Origin of the sequence: Meridianimarinicoccus sp. MJW13 (assembly GCF_014901205.1) — a bacterium.
GTDB lineage: Bacteria > Pseudomonadota > Alphaproteobacteria > Rhodobacterales > Rhodobacteraceae > Meridianimarinicoccus.
In genome coordinates, this window is record NZ_JACNMU010000005.1 from 70,530 (window position 1) to 85,192 (window position 14,663).

The window sequence follows — 14,663 nt, forward strand, 5'->3', positions numbered from 1 at the left end:
GGCGATTGACCTCTTGCCGGTTTCAGGGTGAAAGGAAAGCAGACCAGTTAAGGGAGATGCCGGATGGCCTGGAAAACACTCGATGACATGGATCTGACCGGCAAGGTGGTCCTGACCCGGGTGGACATCAACGTCCCCATGGCTGATGGCCAGGTCACCGACGCCACGCGCATCGAACGGATCAAGCCCACCGTCGACACCATTCTCGCCAAGGGCGGCAAACCGGTCCTGCTGGCGCATTTCGGCCGACCCAAGGGACAGGTGGTGCCGGAGATGTCGCTCAGCCACATCCGCGGCGCGGTCGAAGAAATTCTGGGCGTGCCGGTCGCCTTCGCCGAGGATTGCATCGGCCTGCCCGCGAAACTGGCCGTGGGCGGCCTGGCCGAGGGCACGGTGCTGCTGCTGGAAAACACCCGCTTTCATGCCGAGGAAACCGAGAACGACGCGCGTTTCGCCGCCTCGCTGGCCGCCCTTGGCGATGTCTATTGCAATGATGCCTTTTCCGCCGCCCACCGCGCCCATGCCTCGACCGAGGGCATCGCGAAACTGCTGCCCAATTGCGCCGGACGTCTGATGCAGGCCGAGCTTGAGGCGCTGGAAGGCGCGCTTGGAACCCCCAGGCGCCCGGTGGCGGCGGTTGTGGGCGGGGCCAAGGTCTCGACCAAGCTGGATCTGCTGGGCAACCTGGTGGCCAAGGTCGACACGCTGGTGATCGGCGGCGGCATGGCCAACACCTTCCTGGTGGCGCAGGGCGCCCAGATCGGAAATTCCCTGGCCGAACCCGACATGGCCGGAACCGCGCTGCAAATCGTCGAGAAGGCCCGCGAAGAGGGCTGCACGATCCTGCTGCCCGCCGATGTGGTGGTGGCACGCGAATTCAAGGCCGGGGCCGACAGCGAAACCGTGTCCAGCGACGCCTGCCCCGAAGATGCGATGATCCTGGACGCCGGCCCCGAGGCTGTCGAAGCCATCAAGGCCGTCTTTTCCCAGTCCCAGACACTGATCTGGAACGGCCCGCTCGGCGCCTTCGAAATCCCGCCCTTCGACACGGCCACCAACGCGGCCGCTCTTGCGGCGGCAGAGCTGACCCGCGACGGCAAGCTTGTTTCGGTGGCCGGCGGCGGCGACACCGTGGCGGCCCTGAACACCTCCGGCGCGGCGCAGGATTTCTCGTATATCTCCACCGCAGGCGGCGCGTTCCTTGAGTGGATGGAGGGCAAGACCCTGCCGGGCGTGGCTGCTCTGGAAGGCTGAACGCGATATATTGTGCCTGTTAGCGGTCACAGACGTTGAACCGCCGAGGGCGCTTGCCTATCAGATTAACCAGTCCTCACCCGTGAAAGGTGCAAACGCATGACCACTGAAATCGTCAAGAACATCCTGAAGAACTACGAGGGCGAGACCCCCGGCGTGAAGGCAAAGCTGCACAGCATGCTGATGCAGGGGGCGCTTGGCGGTACCGGCAAGATGATCATCCTGCCCGTGGATCAGGGGTTCGAACATGGCCCTGCCCGCAGCTTTGCGCCCAACCCCGAAGGTTATGACCCGCATTACCACTACCAGCTGGCCATCGACGCGGGGCTTTCGGCCTATGCCGCGCCGCTGGGGCCGCTGGAAGCGGGTGCCGACACGTTTGCCGGTCAGATCCCGACCATCCTGAAGTGCAACTCGGCCAACTCGCTGATGTCAGGTTCCGCCGGCAAGGATCAGGCCGTGACCGCCTCGGTCGATGACGCGCTGCGTCTGGGCTGTGCCGCCATCGGCTTCACCATCTACCCCGGCTCCGACTGCGCCATCTCGATGATGGAAGAGATCGTCGCGATGCGCAAAGAGGCCGCCGCCAAGGGCATCGCCACGGTGATCTGGTCCTACCCGCGGGGCGAAGGTGTCACCAAGGACGGCGAAACCGCCATCGACGTGGCCGCCTATGCCGCCCATATGGCCGCCTTGCTGGGCGCCCATGTCATCAAGGTGAAACTGTCCACCGATCATCTGATGCTGCCCGAGGCCAAGAAGGTCTATGAAGAGCAGCAGATCTCGATCGCCGAACAGGCCGAGCGCGTGCGCCACTGCGTGCAGTCCTCGATGAACGGTCGCCGGATCATCGTCTTCTCGGGCGGTGCCAAGAAAGGCGCCGACAGCGTCTATGACGACGCCCGCGCCATCCGCGACGGCGGTGGCAACGGCTCGATCATCGGCCGCAACAGCTTCCAGCGCACCAAGGCCGACGCGCTGGACATGCTGGGCAAGCTGATTGCCATCTACAAGGGCGAAGCCTGATCCCAGGCGCTAAGCCCTGAAGAATCGCCCGGAGCCTGCTTCGGGCGTTTTCCGCGTCGCCCGCCGACAGGCCGACGGCGCAATGCAAACAACCGGGCGGCTGCGCGTTCAGGACCGCCCCAGCGACGCCCAGCGACGCCCCCTGCCCCGCATTTTCGTGGCAAATGACACAGGGCGCGCATAGACTGGACCGGCAGGGATCAGCCATGGCCGTCTTCGGGCGGCCGAATGCTGTATGAGAAGGGCTGACCATGACGGCTGGAACCGACATTTCCCAACCTGCGTATCGCTGGACCATTGTCGCTGCGGCAGCCCTCATCCTGGGCATTTCCATGGGCACCCTGGTCAACGGGTTGTCGGCGTTCCTGGTGCCGCTGGAAGTCCATTTCGGCTGGGAACGGGCACAGGTTTCGGCGATCAATTCCTTCGGCCTGATCGGCATTGCCACCGGCGGCATCGTCATGGGGTTTCTGGCCGACCGGATCGCCACGCGCACCATCTGCCTGATCGGCGCGCTGTCGCTGTCCGGCGCGCTGATGCTGGCCGCCAATGCGCAGTCGCTGGCCCAGTTCTACACCCTGTTCTTCTTTGCGGGCGCCGTCGGCGGCGGCAGCCTGTTCGCCCCGGTCATCGCCCTGGTTGGCAGCTGGTTTCGAACCCGCACCGGGCTGGCCATTGGCATCGCGTCGGCCGGTCAGGCGCTGGGTCAGGGCATGGTGCCCTTCGCGGCGGGGCATCTGATACAGGCCTCCGGCTGGCAGTCGGCGATGACAATCCTCGGGGTGGTCGTTGCCGTGACCGTGGTGCCGCTGTCGTTCCTGATGCGATCCCCGCCGCAATCGCAAGGTCGCGCCACGGCGGCAACGGCAACCGCCCCTGTCCTGCCCGCCTGGATCATCCTGCCGGCCCTGTCGCTGGCGGCTCTGGGCTGTTGCACCGGCATGGCGGTGCCGCTGATGCATCTGGTGCCACTGATCCAGGAGGTCTGCGGCGTCGGCGCCGAGGCGGGCGGCCCGCTGCTGGTCGTACTGATCGCCGCCATCGGCGGACGCATCTTCTTTGGCATGCTGGCCGACAAGATCGGCGCCGCCCGGTCATGGATGGCCGCGACGGCCTGGCAAACGACCCTGATGATGGGCTTCGTCCTGCTGGGATCAATGCAGGCGTTCTGGCTGTTTTCGCCGCTGTATGGCTTTGGCTACGGCGGCGTGATGACCGGCGTTCTGGTCACGGTTCAGGCCTTCGCCCCCCCTGCGCGGCGGGCCATGTCCACCGGGGTCGTTCTGGCCGTGGCCTGGCTGGGTCATGCCCTGGGCGGCTGGCAGGGCGGGTTGTTCTTTGACCTGACCGGGGCCTACTACTGGACCTACGCCAACGCGGTCATCGCCGGACTGGTCAATCTGACGGTCCTGGGCACCATCCTGCTGCTGGTCCGGCGCCGGTCGGTGTCTGCGTCCTAGCCGCCCGACCCGCGCGCGCCCGCCGATTTGGGATTCACAGGGCACACATCCTGTGGCAATGTCGGTCCAAAATATCTGAGGCAGTCACATGCAGGGTTCGGGCTTCGGCTTCCTGATCTACACCACCGTCGCCGTCATGCTGGGCGGTTACTTCGCCTTTGCAGCCCTGCAAGGCGATCTCGGCGTGTTGCGCCGGCTGGAGATCGAGGCCGACCAGACCCGACTTGAAGCGCAACGCGACGCGCTTCAGACACAGGTGGATGCCCTGAAGAACAAGACCCACCGCCTGTCCGACAATTTCCTGGATCTGGATTTGCTGGACGAGCGCGCGCGCGAGGTTCTGGGCCTGATGCGCGCCGATGATCTGATCATCCGCTAGGGCCGCGCCCGTCCTCAAATATGCTGATCCATGGTGACGGCGGGCTGATCGCAGCCGGCCTCGCCCACGATCTTCGCCGGCACGCCGGCCACCGTTGTGCAGGGCGGCACCTCGTCCAAAACCACCGACCCGGCCGCGATGCGCGAGCAATGGCCGACCCGGATGTTTCCCAGAACCTTGGCCCCGGCCCCGATCAAGACCCCGTCGCTGATCTTGGGATGACGATCGTCATCTTCCTTGCCGGTGCCGCCAAGGGTCACCGAATGCAGCATCGAGACGTTGTCGCCGACCACGGCGGTTTCGCCGATGACGATGGAATGGGCGTGGTCGATCATGATCCCCTTGCCCAGCCGTGCGGCCGGATGCACATCGACGCCGAACAGTTCCGACACCCGCATCTGAACAAAATAGGCCATGTCGCGGCGGCCCTCCTGCCACAGCCAATGGGCCACGCGGTAGGCCTGGATGGCCTGGTAGCCCTTGAAGAACAGGATCGGCTGGATCATGCGATGGCAGGCCGGGTCGCGCTCATAGACCGCCACAAGGTCGGCGCGCGCGGCTTCTTCGATCCCGGGATCCGAGATGAAAGCCTGCTCGACGATCTCGCGCAAAAGCTGGTCCGGCATTTCCGCCGACGCCAGCTTCATGGACAACCGGTAGGACAGCGCGCGGCTCAGCGACGGGTGATGCAGGATGCTCGAATGCACCAGCCCGCCCAGAAGCGGCTCGTCACGGATGGTCGCCTGCGCTTCTTCGGTCACCTGTGCCCAGACAGGATCGAAGGCAGCGAACTGCGTCTTTGGGTTGGACATGGCGGCCTCCCGACGTTGCGTACCGAAGCAACTTAAGCCGATTGACCGCCGGTTTCCACCCCGACCCGTTCACACTCGCGGGACTTGCAGCCGCATCAGATGCACGGCAAGCCGCAGATTGCCTACCGCAAAACTGCCGCCCTCGGCCTCGATCAACAACGGTGTGTCGGCGTAAAAGGCCTGCGGCTGACCGCTCAGCCCTTCGACCCGGGACCCCAGTCCAAGGCCCAGCCCGGTGCCGTATTGCCCCGACCCGCCGGGCACGCCCAGCCGCCAGCTGCTGCACGCGCCGCTCACCGCCGAGGTGACGATCCCGGTGACGCCAAGCACCACGGAACGCGCCGGAATAATGGCCGCCGTGGTCACCGACGCCCCCGTCCCCACCGGCACATCCACCTCGATCACCTGCATCAGGCTGGCCGCCCCATTGGGCGAAACCGCCACCGCGTGTGCAACCCATCCCTGCCCGTCGTGCAACACCGGCACGCCCTGATCCGCGACCCAGCCGCGCCAGCCCGCCGCCGGGGTCACATAGACCCAGCCGCCATTGTCGAACACCGCCAGCTTGCCGACTTCCGCCGCCCAGACCCCGCTCGCGCCCTGCGGCACGCCATAGGCCGCACCATCGACGGCACTGACCGGCGGCGTGGTTTGCGTCACCGACAGCAGGGTGGTCTTACAGACCGCATCCAACCGCGCCAGCGCTGCGTTCACCGTCACATGCTTCTGGGCCTGCGCTTCCATCACAAGGGGCAGCCCAAGGTTTGCCGTATTAGCCATTGATCGTCACCTTTCCGAAAAGTCCCGGACCGAAACGGTCCGACAATTGCGCCACTTCCAGCGTGTAAGGTCCGCTGACACCATCCGCTGCGCGGCTGGCGGCGTCATAGGTCCATTGCGGGCTGGTCACCGTAACTTCGCGCTTGATCGCGCCCTGCCGGATGCGCAGCAAATACCGCTCCTGCGCCTCGCCCAGCGGGATCTCGGGCAGCGACCACAGATCGCCGTCGATCCGGCTGCGGCGGATCCAGCGCAGCCGGTGATCGCCCGACAGGGTGACCTCGGCGCGCAGATGCACCGGCGCATAGGGCCGCAACCCGTTGCCCGCGAAACTCGCCTGCTGATGCACGAAACTGGGATCGGTATAGGGCTGGTCCGACGGCCCGATGCGATAGTGCCGGGTCAGACCCCGCGCGCCCGAGGCCAGCGCGATCTGCACAAGAGCCGCGTCCAGCACCACCACCAGACTGCCCGCCGGCCAGATATCCGGAATCATCCCGTCGCTGCCCAACTGGCCGCGCAACCGCTCGGACAGATCGAATAGATCCGGTCCCACCAGATCGGCGCGGCGAAACTGAAGCACTTCCCAATTGCCGGGGCTGCCGTCACCGATGGCCAGCGCGTTGGCGCCGTTCAGCAATTCCGCCTCGCTCACCGAACTCAGCGCGCCATCGGGGATTTCCACCGTCAGCGGCGCGCCGCGATCCAGCCGCCCGGGCGCCGCACGCAGCAATTCAGTCCGGGTCAGCCCGACCCGCGCGCCCAGGTCCACCAGCGTGTTCAGGTCATAGTCGCTGTCGCTGCCCGAACCATAGACCGCAATCTCTCCCGGCCAGGGCCGCGCCGCCACCGCCAGATAAGGCGCGTGCGGCACATCCTCGGTCCGCAGCAAGGGCAGGTCCAGAAACACCGGCGACGGCGGCACCGGCGCGGGAAAGGCAGCGATCCGCGACAACTCCTCGATGGCCGGGGCCGGTTGGTAGACCGGGGTTTCCACGCGCACCGCTTCCAGCAGATGCACGCCCACGTCCTCGCAGCGATCCACCCGGAACCGGCCCATACTGCCGCCATGCGGCAGGTCGATCACATCGCCCGCCCCCAGATCCATGCGACTGGGCGGCAGCGCCAGTTTCACCGTGTCCCGCGCGATCCGGCCCTCGGCCAGCCAGCGTTCGGCCAGCCCGCGCGCCTCGGCCTTGGTCAGCACCATGTTCAACTCGGACCGGGCCACGTTTTCAACCTCGCCCCCCGGCACCGCCGCGTCGATCGAGGCCACGTCAAACCCGCCATCAGCGGCCACATAGTCCAGCCGCACCCTTCCGGGCACCTCGCTGTCAGCGGCGCGCAGAACCGACAGATCGCCGTCCTCCTCGGGATGTTGCGCCAGGTCGTCCTTGCCCAGCACCGCATCCGCCGCCCCGCCGCGCGACCGGAACACCAGCCGCCCTTCACTCTCCAGCGCGTCGAACCCATGCGCCAGCATCAGCGGTTCAAGTGCGGCGCGGGCGCTCTCGGGCTGGCCCACCGCATAGCCGCGCACCAACCCGTGCAACCCGGTCACATCCGGATCGGCCACCCCGGCGCGCTGGCAGATCTCGCGGACAACAGTGGACAGCAGTTGCGCCCCCGTCCGCCCGTTCAGCCAATGCCCGCGCAAGTAGTTGTCGCCATCGCTCCAGACATCGCTGCGGCCGGGAAACCACGGATAAGGCCGCGCGTCCCAGGCCCAGACAAAGGCCCGGCTCATGTCCACCATCGGCCCACCATAGACCCCCGACACCGGGTTCTGCGCCGGATCGGACCAGAACCCGAACATGGCGCGCAGGTACTGCATCTGGATCAGATCGTCCCGCGCGCCGGTCGAGGCCCGTGGCAGCACCGATTCCGACGACTTGGGATCGAGGAACTTGTTGGGCTGGTTGGTGCCCTTGTCGATGGCCGCACAACCCAGCTCGGTGAACCAGATCGGCTTGCTGCGCGGCACCCAAGGCGTCGCCCCCGTTGCCCGCACCCCGCCGATGCGGTTGTGATGCGGGCTGCTCCACCAGCCGCGCAGATCCTTGTAGCGGAACACCCAGGGCTGGCCATAGGCACCATCGGTGATCGGGCTGCGCAATTGCGCCTGCGCGTCGGCGGCACTGGCATAATACCAGTCATAGCCCTCGCCCCCCGCCACATTGGCCTTCAGGTAGTCGAGGTCATAGATCGAGCCCCAGCCCGCGTCCGCATGACCGGCCTCGTCGCGCCAATCAGACAACGGCATGTAATTGTCGATGCCGATGAAATCGATCTCGGGATCGGCCCACAGCGGGTCAAGGTGAAACAGGTGATCGCCGCTGCCATCCGTGGGCGAGTAGCCGAAATATTCCGACCAATCCGCCGCGTAGCCCAGCTTGACCGCGCCGCCCAGCAGCGCCCGCACCTCGCCCGCCAGCGCCTTGAACTCGGCCACCGCCGGAAAGCCGCTCTGGCTGTCGCGGATCTGGGTCAGACTGCGCATTTCCGAGCCGATGCAGAACGACTCCACCCCGCCCGCCGCCTTGCACAGCGCCGCGTTGTGCAGGATGAACCGGCGCAGCGACCATTCGTTGGGGCCGGTATAGGTGACCGTGTCGCCCGAGATGCTGAAATCCGATGCCCGCGCCGTGCCGAAAAAGGCCCGCACCTGCCCTGCCGCCGCCGCCGTCTTGTCCGGGCTGCCGGGCTGTCCCGGCGCTTTCGAGGTCGTGATCCGCCCGCGCCACGGCAGCGGCGGCTGGTTTGCCGCCCCGGTCCAGGGATCGCTCAACCCGTTGCCCGCCATCTGGTCCATCAGGATGAAGGGATAGAACATCACCTTCTGCCCGCGTGCGTTCAGGTTGCGGATCGCACCGATGACGCTGCGATCGGAGGGCGTGCCGCCATAGATCGACCGGCCACCATCCTTGGGCACCTCCTGCGCCTGATACCGCTCCAGCCCGGCAACCCGCCAGGCATCCGGGTCGCCATCGGCCAACCTCTGTTCGACCTTGGGGCGGATCTTGGCGCGGTCGCAGCGCAGGTCATCGCCGAACCAGGACACCACCAGCGACACCGCCCCGCAGTTGGGAAGCTCTTCTTCAAGCGCGTCCATGGACACCGTGAAATCCGTGCGACCCCCGGGGCTGTTCACATTGGCCGACCGTTTCAGCCCGAACCCTTCGACATAGTGCACCCGCTCGGGCGACAGGGCGTACTCGCCGGTCCCGGGGATCAGCGCCACCGCCTGCACCCCGTCCACCATCGCGCCGTCGGCATCCTGAAAGGCGGGCTGCTCGGGGCGGATCACCTCGAAGCTGAATTGCGGCACCCGGTTGCCATAGGCTTCCAGTTGCAGATCCTCGAACACCACATAGGCCGTGCCACGATAGGCCGGGGCATTGGCGCCTCCCTCCACGGCGGCGATCTTGGGATCGGGCAATTGTGTCTCGCTGCCGCGATAGACCCGCAACGACAGCTGGTCGGTGCGGATCTCCTGCCCGTCGGCCCAGATCCGCCCGACGCGGGAAATCTCACCCTCGCACAGGGCCACCGCGAGGCTGACACTGTAGCTGTAGGTCCGCACCTTGGATTTCGGCGCGCCGCCCTTGCCGCCGCCGACGCGGGTGGCCTTGCGGCTTTCCTCGAAATTCGACGCCCAGATCACCTGTCCCGGCACCCGGATGCGGCCAAAGACCTGCGGGATCGGCGCTCCCTGCGAGGCCCCGGTGACGCGGAAGCGGTCCACCTGCCCGCGCTCCACCACCTGCGAGCCGCTGCCCATGATCCGCTGGTCGATCGCCCGTCCGATGGTCGCCCCTGCCGCCCGGCCGATGACCGCCGCCGACAGGCCCAGGAACGAGCCGCCAAGCGCGCTGCCCGCCGCCGCACCGGCGGCTGAAAGAAGTAGTGTCGCCATGATCAGGCTCCTTCGGGAAATGCAAAACGCGCCACGATGCGCCGCCGCCACGGCTGCGACAGGGGGCTTTCGACCACCCCGTGCCGCGCGTAGGCGTGGATGAAGGCCGCTTCCGGTCCGGTCGCCGATTGCAGCCCCAGATGCTTGGCCACCATGCCGTCACGCATCCGGAACAGCAGCACATCGCCCGCCGCCTCGGACCCCGGCGGTCGCGCCACCAGCCAGCGGCGGGCGGCGGCCAGCAGCCGTTCCTCGCCCTGCGGTTCCGACCAGTCGGGGCTGTAGGGTGGCACCGGTTCGGGCTCGGCGCTGTAGAGCTCGCGCCAGATCCCGCGCAGCAGCCCAAGGCAATCGCAGCCCGCGCCACAGGTGGTGGCCTGGTGCAGATAGGGCGTGCCGATCCAGCCACGCGCAACCGCGATGCTTTGCTGTGCCCGGCTCATCGCACCCGGCTCCCGCCGTTGTTGCGACCCGCGCGTTTGGGCACGGCCATCAGCCAATCGTCGCCGGGAATGTCCGGAAAGCCACGGAAGTTCAGGAAATTACCGAATTTCCCGCGGCAGGTCGCGGGCCGCTTGTCGCAACCTGCCGTCAGGCGCAGCTGATCGCCCGGCACCAGAGGCGCGCGCAGGTCTTCCCACAGATGCAGAATGCGCCCCGTCCCGGTCAAACGGTCGTCCTTGATCTGCACCGACAGATCCTTGGCCGCCCCGCTCAGCACTGACATCTCGCCGCGCGTGAACCACCCTTCCGCATGCGCCCCCGGATCGGTCACGCGCAACTCCTGCGGGCTGCGCGCCTCGGTCAGGGTGACGGTGACGGAATTGGCCGGATTGCCCAGGGCCACCTTGCAGGCGCCATCGCCCAGATGCGCCGCACACAACGGCTGGAACGCCCGGCCCTGCGGCTGGTTCAGCGCCTCGGTCAGCCCGCGCAACTCGGCCCGGAACACCCCGCCGCCGGCGCGCACCTCGCCCAGATGACCGCGAAACACCGGGTGGCGCGTGGCCGGATCGGCCCAGTTCACCAACCAGGCCTCGACCTCGGCCCCATCGAAGCGGCCCGCCGCCAGATCTTCCTCGGTCACGGCGGCGGCACTCAGCGCGCCCAAAGCCTCGGAGTTGTCCACCGACAGGCCCGTGGATTGCTCCAACGCCTGCGCGGTCAGACCGGTGTCGGCCTTGAAGGTGGTGCCGTCAAACCCAAGATCGCGGTCATGATCGGTGAAGCCCAGTGTCCGCCCGTCGCGCCGCCGGATGCGCCAGCAGCGGCACAGCGTCGTGGTGCCGGTGTCCAGATGCGCCTGGAAGGCTGCCGAAACCGCCATCAGACCCGCACCTCGACCACCGGCACATCGGGCACGTCGCCCGCCTGGAAACTGGCGACCGAGGTGACAATCTGGTCGGTGTCGAAACGCACCGGCACGTCGTATTCGTACCCCGCCGTCACCACCTGCCCCGCCCCCGGCGCCACGCCCAGCGTGACCTGCCCGGTGGCATCATCGACGCTGAACCCGCCGGGCGGCACCTCGGTGCCCGCCACGGCAACCCGCACGGTGCCGGTCACGGGTTTGGCGATGGGCCGCTGATAGCTCTCGCTGCCCGAGACATAGCGCTTGGTCAGCCCGAACACCGCCGTCGCCCCGTCGCCGGTGCCGATCACCTGATCCCCCGGCGCCGGGTCCGCCGAGGGCAGGCAGCTTTTGAAATCCGCCCAGTCCTTCCAGCGAAACCCGTACAGCCGTCCCTGCCGCGCCTCGAAAAAGGCGATCAGCGCGGCCACATCGTCCAGCGACCGCACGCCAATGCCCGCGTCGTAGCGGCGGCGCGACTGCGCCCAGGGTGTGTTGCGCTCCTCAAAGCCGTTGGCCAGCGTCACCACTTCGGTCCGCCGCTCCGGCCCGCCTGCCGAGCCGAAACTCAGCGAGGTCGGAAATCTGATCTCGTGAAAGCCCATGGCCTGTCTCCTGTTCAGCGATTGCGTTGCCCGGCACCAAGCGCGCGGCCCATCTGCGCCGCGATCTGGGTGCGCGAGCGCTGGAACCCGGCCACATCCGGGGTCGAGACGTTGATGACCACATTGACCGGCCGCGCCGCGCTGCCCTCGGCCTTGACGCCCAGGCTGCCGTCGGCCCCTCGGGTCAGCGGCATGATGGCCTCCGGCCCTGCCTCGCCCATCAACCCGGTGCCGCCGCGCATGGGAAAACTCACCGGCCCCGAGACCACGCCACCGCGCGCAAAGGGCGTCACCCGCCCCTGGCTGAAGGCGCCGCCCTTGGCGAAAGGCAAGACTCCCGAGATCATCGACTCGATCCCGGCCCCAGCGATCTTGCCGAAATGCTTGGTCACCGGGCTGATGGCCGAGGAATAGGTGGCGCTCAGCATCGACTCGCCGACCTTCTTCATGGCGTCCGACAATTTCATCCCGTCGAAGACCAGCCCGTCAAACGCCCCGCGCAGACCGCGACTGATGCCGCCCGACAGGTTGCGCACCTCGCGTCCCGTGTCGGCCATGGTGGTGCGGATCTGCTGCAACTCGCCGGTGAACACCGAGGCCACGCTTTGCGCCCCCGCCAGGCTGTCTTCCAGCGCATCCACCTGCCGGTTGAAATCTTCCACTTCCAAGCTGTCCATCCTGTATCATCCTGTTGTCGTGTCGGGAAATTGCGCCATCAACGCCCCAAGGCGGTCGCGCCCCATGCGGGCGTCGGCGCTGTCGGACTGGCCCAGCATCAGCCACAGCTCTGCGGGCGTCAGGACCCAGAACCGGTCCGGCGTCAGCCCCAGCCCGCACAGCCCCGCGCGCATCAGGCCGGGCCAGTCCAGCCCGCTCATCCACCCGGCTCCTGCGGCAGGGCAAAGGCCCGCGCCAGCAACAGCGCCGCCGCCTGCGCCGCCGCCAGCGGCCCGCCGTCGATCTCGGCGCGCAGCAGGTCGCGCGGGTCCAGATCGGACCCGCCGCCCCGCAGCCCGGCGACGATCAGGGCCAGCACATCACGGCTTGAAAACGCGCCGCTCTCGAACCGCCCGACCAGATCCAGAAGCGAGCCGCTGTCCAGCTCCGCCTCCAGTTCCGCCAGCGCCCCCAGCGTCAGCCGCAACACCCGCGCCTGCCCGTCGATGGTCAGCGCCACCTCGCCTCGCCACGGATTTGCCATCAGATCGCCGTGAAGCTCAGGGCGCCAGCCGAAGCCAGCGACATCTCATAGGTCGCCTCGCCGTCGTAATTGCCCGAATACTCCAGCGCGGTGATCTGGAATTCCCCCTGAACCACGCCGAAGTCGGGGATCACCACCTGATAGACCGTGACCTGAGAGCCGAAGAACATGTCCTTGGCGCGCAGGTCGGTGCTGTCGTCGCGGAACACCCCCGCCCCGGTCAGCGAGGCCGAACGCACCCCCGCCCCGGACAGAAGCTCGCGCCAGCCGCCCGCGCTGTCCAGGCTGGTCACATCCACCGTTTCGGCGTTGAACCCGATGCGCGTGGCCCGCAGCCCCGCGAGGGTGCGGAAATCGCCATTGCCGTCGAAATCGATCTTGATCAGCAGATCCTTGCCGCTTTGTACCGTCATGGAAACTCTCCCGTTTCGTTAAGGGGTCTCATCCACCAGCGCGCGGAATCGCAGGTCGATCCGGCGGCCGGAGGCATTGCGGGTGCGCCGTGCGCGCGCCCGTTCGAAAGTCATGGCGACCAGATGGCCGCTGCCCAGGTTCAGCGTGGCACCGGTCAGCGCCGCATCCACCGCCGCCGCCACCTGCTTGGCGCGGTGGAACCCGGCGGCATCGGTCACCACCGACAGGGTCAGCCGGTACATCGTGGCGCGCGCGCCCTTGTCCGAGCGGTCCCGCGCCTCTTCGTCGCCCAGCAGCACATAGGTGGCGGGCAAGGCGCCCTCGTCGGGCGGCGCATCGAAAATGGCCGGGCCGACCAGTGCGGCCAAAGCCGCATCGGCGGTCAGGTGGCCATAGATTGCCGCCTGCAGGGCCGGAGCGGTGGTATAGCTCATGCGCTCACCTCCTCGACCGCGTCGCAGATCAGGAAGCGGGCGGCCGGGTCGGCCTCGCGCACCGCGGTGATCTCGAAACAGCGCACGCCGGCGCGCAGCCGGTCGCGCACCCTTGGCCGCGACGGCGCGCCCACCGGCGCCCCGCGCAGTGTGATGCGATAGCGCACCCGCGACACCGCGGCACCGTCATGGCCGGCTTCACGGCCCGACAACGGCTCCAGAGCGCCCCACAACAGACCCTCCTGGCTCCAGCTGACCGAGGCACCGCCGGCGCCATCGGCCAGCGCCACCGGACGCTCCAGCCCCAGACGCGTTCTCAGAAGATGCGGGCTCATGCGCTGGCCCCTCCCAGGATGCGCACGGTGCGATACCGCGCGATCAGCGCGCCAACCCCGAAGGGCAGGTTGCCGTCGTCACCACCGTCAAGCCGGGCTTCGTAGAAATGCGCGGCCATCAACAAAACCGCCTGCGCCAGATCGGCGGGGATCCCGGACCAGTTGGCGGCAAACCCGGCCACGAAGGTCACCTCGGCCTTGCCCCGCATCGGGATCGTCGGCAGGCAGCCCTGGGCGGGATGAAGCTGCGGGCGGTGCAAGTCTTCCTCCAGGGTCACGTCGGCGGGGCTCAGCGGCGTCACGGCACCGGTGGCCTCGACCAGCGACAGGGCGGTGATCTGGGTCACCGGCGCCACCGGCAGCGCCTGCACCACCGGGCTGCGCCAGGCCGACACCGTCCAGCGGAACGCGCGGGCGAACAGAACCTTGCCGGTTCGCGCCTCGATGGCATCCAGCGCCGCCCGCAGGGCCCGCTCCAGAACCGGATCCTGAATGTCGTCATCGGCAAAACCGGTGCCCAGGCGCAGATGCTCGCGCAATTCGGCCATGGGCAGATCGAAAACGGAAACCGGGGCTAGCTCGACAAGCTTCATGAACTGTCCTCCACTTGGGGGGTTGGGCCAGAGGCCAAGGCAGGGTGGCCGCCCTCCCGCCGCGCTGCTCGAACGGATGGGAAAGCTGGACAACGCGACCAAT

Annotated in this window: 17 protein-coding genes; 4 read left to right on the forward strand and 13 right to left on the reverse strand. The window is 67.6% G+C overall.

The genetic code is table 11. From position 1 onward, the window contains the following. Positions 1-63: 63 nt before the first annotated feature. The 4 genes from H8B03_RS10095 (at position 64) to H8B03_RS10110 (ending at position 4,119) form a co-directional block, all read left to right on the forward strand. A complete protein-coding gene (locus H8B03_RS10095; RefSeq protein WP_193141626.1) occupies positions 64-1,254 on the forward strand; it encodes a phosphoglycerate kinase in 1,191 nt (396 codons plus the stop codon). A gap of 99 nt (positions 1,255-1,353) precedes the next feature. Beyond that, entirely contained in the window at positions 1,354-2,280 is a 927-nt protein-coding gene (locus tag H8B03_RS10100) for a class I fructose-bisphosphate aldolase (protein ID WP_193141627.1), read from the forward strand. Positions 2,281-2,531: 251 nt separating this feature from the next. Beyond that, the gene (locus H8B03_RS10105) at positions 2,532-3,740 is read left to right on the forward strand and encodes an MFS transporter (protein WP_193141628.1); all 1,209 of its coding nucleotides are present in this window, start codon (positions 2,532-2,534) and stop codon (positions 3,738-3,740) included. An 88-nt stretch (positions 3,741-3,828) separates the two neighbouring features. Beyond that, positions 3,829-4,119 carry a septum formation initiator family protein gene (locus H8B03_RS10110; protein ID WP_193141629.1) on the forward strand — a complete coding sequence of 97 codons (291 nt, stop codon included), beginning with the start codon at positions 3,829-3,831 and terminating at the stop codon, positions 4,117-4,119. 14 nt (positions 4,120-4,133) lie between these two features. On the opposite strand, the gene cysE is transcribed toward H8B03_RS10110, so the two are convergent. From cysE to H8B03_RS10175, 13 genes are all read right to left on the reverse strand, one after another. After that, positions 4,134-4,931: a serine O-acetyltransferase gene (gene cysE / locus H8B03_RS10115; protein WP_193141630.1), complete on the reverse strand. Its 798-nt coding sequence runs from the start codon at positions 4,929-4,931 to the stop codon at positions 4,134-4,136. Positions 4,932-5,000: 69 nt separating this feature from the next. Then, entirely contained in the window at positions 5,001-5,711 is a 711-nt protein-coding gene (locus H8B03_RS10120; RefSeq protein WP_193141631.1) for a DUF2793 domain-containing protein, read from the reverse strand. After that, positions 5,704-9,627, reverse strand: a complete 3,924-nt coding sequence (locus H8B03_RS10125) for a glycoside hydrolase/phage tail family protein (RefSeq protein ID WP_193141632.1) — start codon at positions 9,625-9,627, stop codon at positions 5,704-5,706. Before H8B03_RS10125 ends, H8B03_RS10120 begins: the two co-directional genes overlap by 8 nt. A 2-nt stretch (positions 9,628-9,629) precedes the next feature. Continuing rightward, entirely contained in the window at positions 9,630-10,070 is a 441-nt protein-coding gene (locus H8B03_RS10130; protein ID WP_193141633.1) for a peptidase, read from the reverse strand. Beyond that, on the reverse strand, positions 10,067-10,954 hold the full coding sequence (locus H8B03_RS10135; RefSeq protein WP_193141634.1) for a DUF2163 domain-containing protein: 888 nt from the start codon (positions 10,952-10,954) through the stop codon (positions 10,067-10,069). The genes H8B03_RS10130 and H8B03_RS10135 overlap by 4 nt, the downstream gene beginning before the upstream one ends. Beyond that, positions 10,954-11,583, reverse strand: coding sequence for a DUF2460 domain-containing protein (locus H8B03_RS10140; protein WP_193141635.1), 630 nt, complete (start codon positions 11,581-11,583; stop codon positions 10,954-10,956). Before H8B03_RS10140 ends, H8B03_RS10135 begins: the two co-directional genes overlap by 1 nt. Before the next feature lie 14 nt (positions 11,584-11,597). Then, complete coding sequence (locus H8B03_RS10145) at positions 11,598-12,260, reverse strand: phage tail tape measure protein (protein WP_193141636.1); 663 nt, start codon at positions 12,258-12,260, stop codon at positions 11,598-11,600. A gap of 6 nt (positions 12,261-12,266) precedes the next feature. Next, positions 12,267-12,461 (reverse strand): rcc01693 family protein, encoded by a 195-nt coding sequence (locus H8B03_RS10150; protein ID WP_193141637.1) that lies wholly within the window; start codon positions 12,459-12,461, stop codon positions 12,267-12,269. Then, the gene (locus H8B03_RS10155; RefSeq protein ID WP_193141638.1) at positions 12,458-12,784 is read right to left on the reverse strand and encodes a gene transfer agent family protein; all 327 of its coding nucleotides are present in this window, start codon (positions 12,782-12,784) and stop codon (positions 12,458-12,460) included. The genes H8B03_RS10150 and H8B03_RS10155 overlap by 4 nt, the downstream gene beginning before the upstream one ends. Then, positions 12,784-13,197: a phage major tail protein, TP901-1 family gene (locus tag H8B03_RS10160; protein ID WP_193141639.1), complete on the reverse strand. Its 414-nt coding sequence runs from the start codon at positions 13,195-13,197 to the stop codon at positions 12,784-12,786. Before H8B03_RS10160 ends, H8B03_RS10155 begins: the two co-directional genes overlap by 1 nt. Positions 13,198-13,215: 18 nt before the next feature. Further along, positions 13,216-13,632, reverse strand: coding sequence for a DUF3168 domain-containing protein (locus tag H8B03_RS10165; RefSeq protein WP_193141640.1), 417 nt, complete (start codon positions 13,630-13,632; stop codon positions 13,216-13,218). Next, positions 13,629-13,967 (reverse strand): head-tail adaptor protein, encoded by a 339-nt coding sequence (locus tag H8B03_RS10170; RefSeq protein ID WP_193141641.1) that lies wholly within the window; start codon positions 13,965-13,967, stop codon positions 13,629-13,631. Before H8B03_RS10170 ends, H8B03_RS10165 begins: the two co-directional genes overlap by 4 nt. Continuing rightward, a complete protein-coding gene (locus tag H8B03_RS10175) occupies positions 13,964-14,560 on the reverse strand; it encodes a hypothetical protein (protein ID WP_193141642.1) in 597 nt (198 codons plus the stop codon). The genes H8B03_RS10170 and H8B03_RS10175 overlap by 4 nt, the downstream gene beginning before the upstream one ends. Positions 14,561-14,663: the final 103 nt, after the last annotated feature.

Excerpts from the sequence above, each read along its gene's own strand:
- H8B03_RS10095 (WP_193141626.1), top strand. The coding sequence starts at position 64 with ATGGCCTGGAAAACACTCGATGACATGGATCTGACCGGCAAGGTGGTC.
- H8B03_RS10100 (WP_193141627.1), top strand. The coding sequence starts at position 1,354 with ATGACCACTGAAATCGTCAAGAACATCCTGAAGAACTACGAGGGCGAG.
- H8B03_RS10105 (WP_193141628.1), top strand. The coding sequence starts at position 2,532 with ATGACGGCTGGAACCGACATTTCCCAACCTGCGTATCGCTGGACCATT.
- H8B03_RS10110 (WP_193141629.1), top strand. The coding sequence starts at position 3,829 with ATGCAGGGTTCGGGCTTCGGCTTCCTGATCTACACCACCGTCGCCGTC.
- cysE (WP_193141630.1), bottom strand. The coding sequence starts at position 4,931 with ATGTCCAACCCAAAGACGCAGTTCGCTGCCTTCGATCCTGTCTGGGCA.
- H8B03_RS10120 (WP_193141631.1), bottom strand. The coding sequence starts at position 5,711 with ATGGCTAATACGGCAAACCTTGGGCTGCCCCTTGTGATGGAAGCGCAG.
- H8B03_RS10125 (WP_193141632.1), bottom strand. The coding sequence starts at position 9,627 with ATGGCGACACTACTTCTTTCAGCCGCCGGTGCGGCGGCGGGCAGCGCG.
- H8B03_RS10130 (WP_193141633.1), bottom strand. The coding sequence starts at position 10,070 with ATGAGCCGGGCACAGCAAAGCATCGCGGTTGCGCGTGGCTGGATCGGC.
- H8B03_RS10135 (WP_193141634.1), bottom strand. The coding sequence starts at position 10,954 with ATGGCGGTTTCGGCAGCCTTCCAGGCGCATCTGGACACCGGCACCACG.
- H8B03_RS10140 (WP_193141635.1), bottom strand. The coding sequence starts at position 11,583 with ATGGGCTTTCACGAGATCAGATTTCCGACCTCGCTGAGTTTCGGCTCG.
- H8B03_RS10145 (WP_193141636.1), bottom strand. The coding sequence starts at position 12,260 with ATGGACAGCTTGGAAGTGGAAGATTTCAACCGGCAGGTGGATGCGCTG.
- H8B03_RS10150 (WP_193141637.1), bottom strand. The coding sequence starts at position 12,461 with ATGAGCGGGCTGGACTGGCCCGGCCTGATGCGCGCGGGGCTGTGCGGG.
- H8B03_RS10155 (WP_193141638.1), bottom strand. The coding sequence starts at position 12,784 with ATGGCAAATCCGTGGCGAGGCGAGGTGGCGCTGACCATCGACGGGCAG.
- H8B03_RS10160 (WP_193141639.1), bottom strand. The coding sequence starts at position 13,197 with ATGACGGTACAAAGCGGCAAGGATCTGCTGATCAAGATCGATTTCGAC.
- H8B03_RS10165 (WP_193141640.1), bottom strand. The coding sequence starts at position 13,632 with ATGAGCTATACCACCGCTCCGGCCCTGCAGGCGGCAATCTATGGCCAC.
- H8B03_RS10170 (WP_193141641.1), bottom strand. The coding sequence starts at position 13,967 with ATGAGCCCGCATCTTCTGAGAACGCGTCTGGGGCTGGAGCGTCCGGTG.
- H8B03_RS10175 (WP_193141642.1), bottom strand. The coding sequence starts at position 14,560 with ATGAAGCTTGTCGAGCTAGCCCCGGTTTCCGTTTTCGATCTGCCCATG.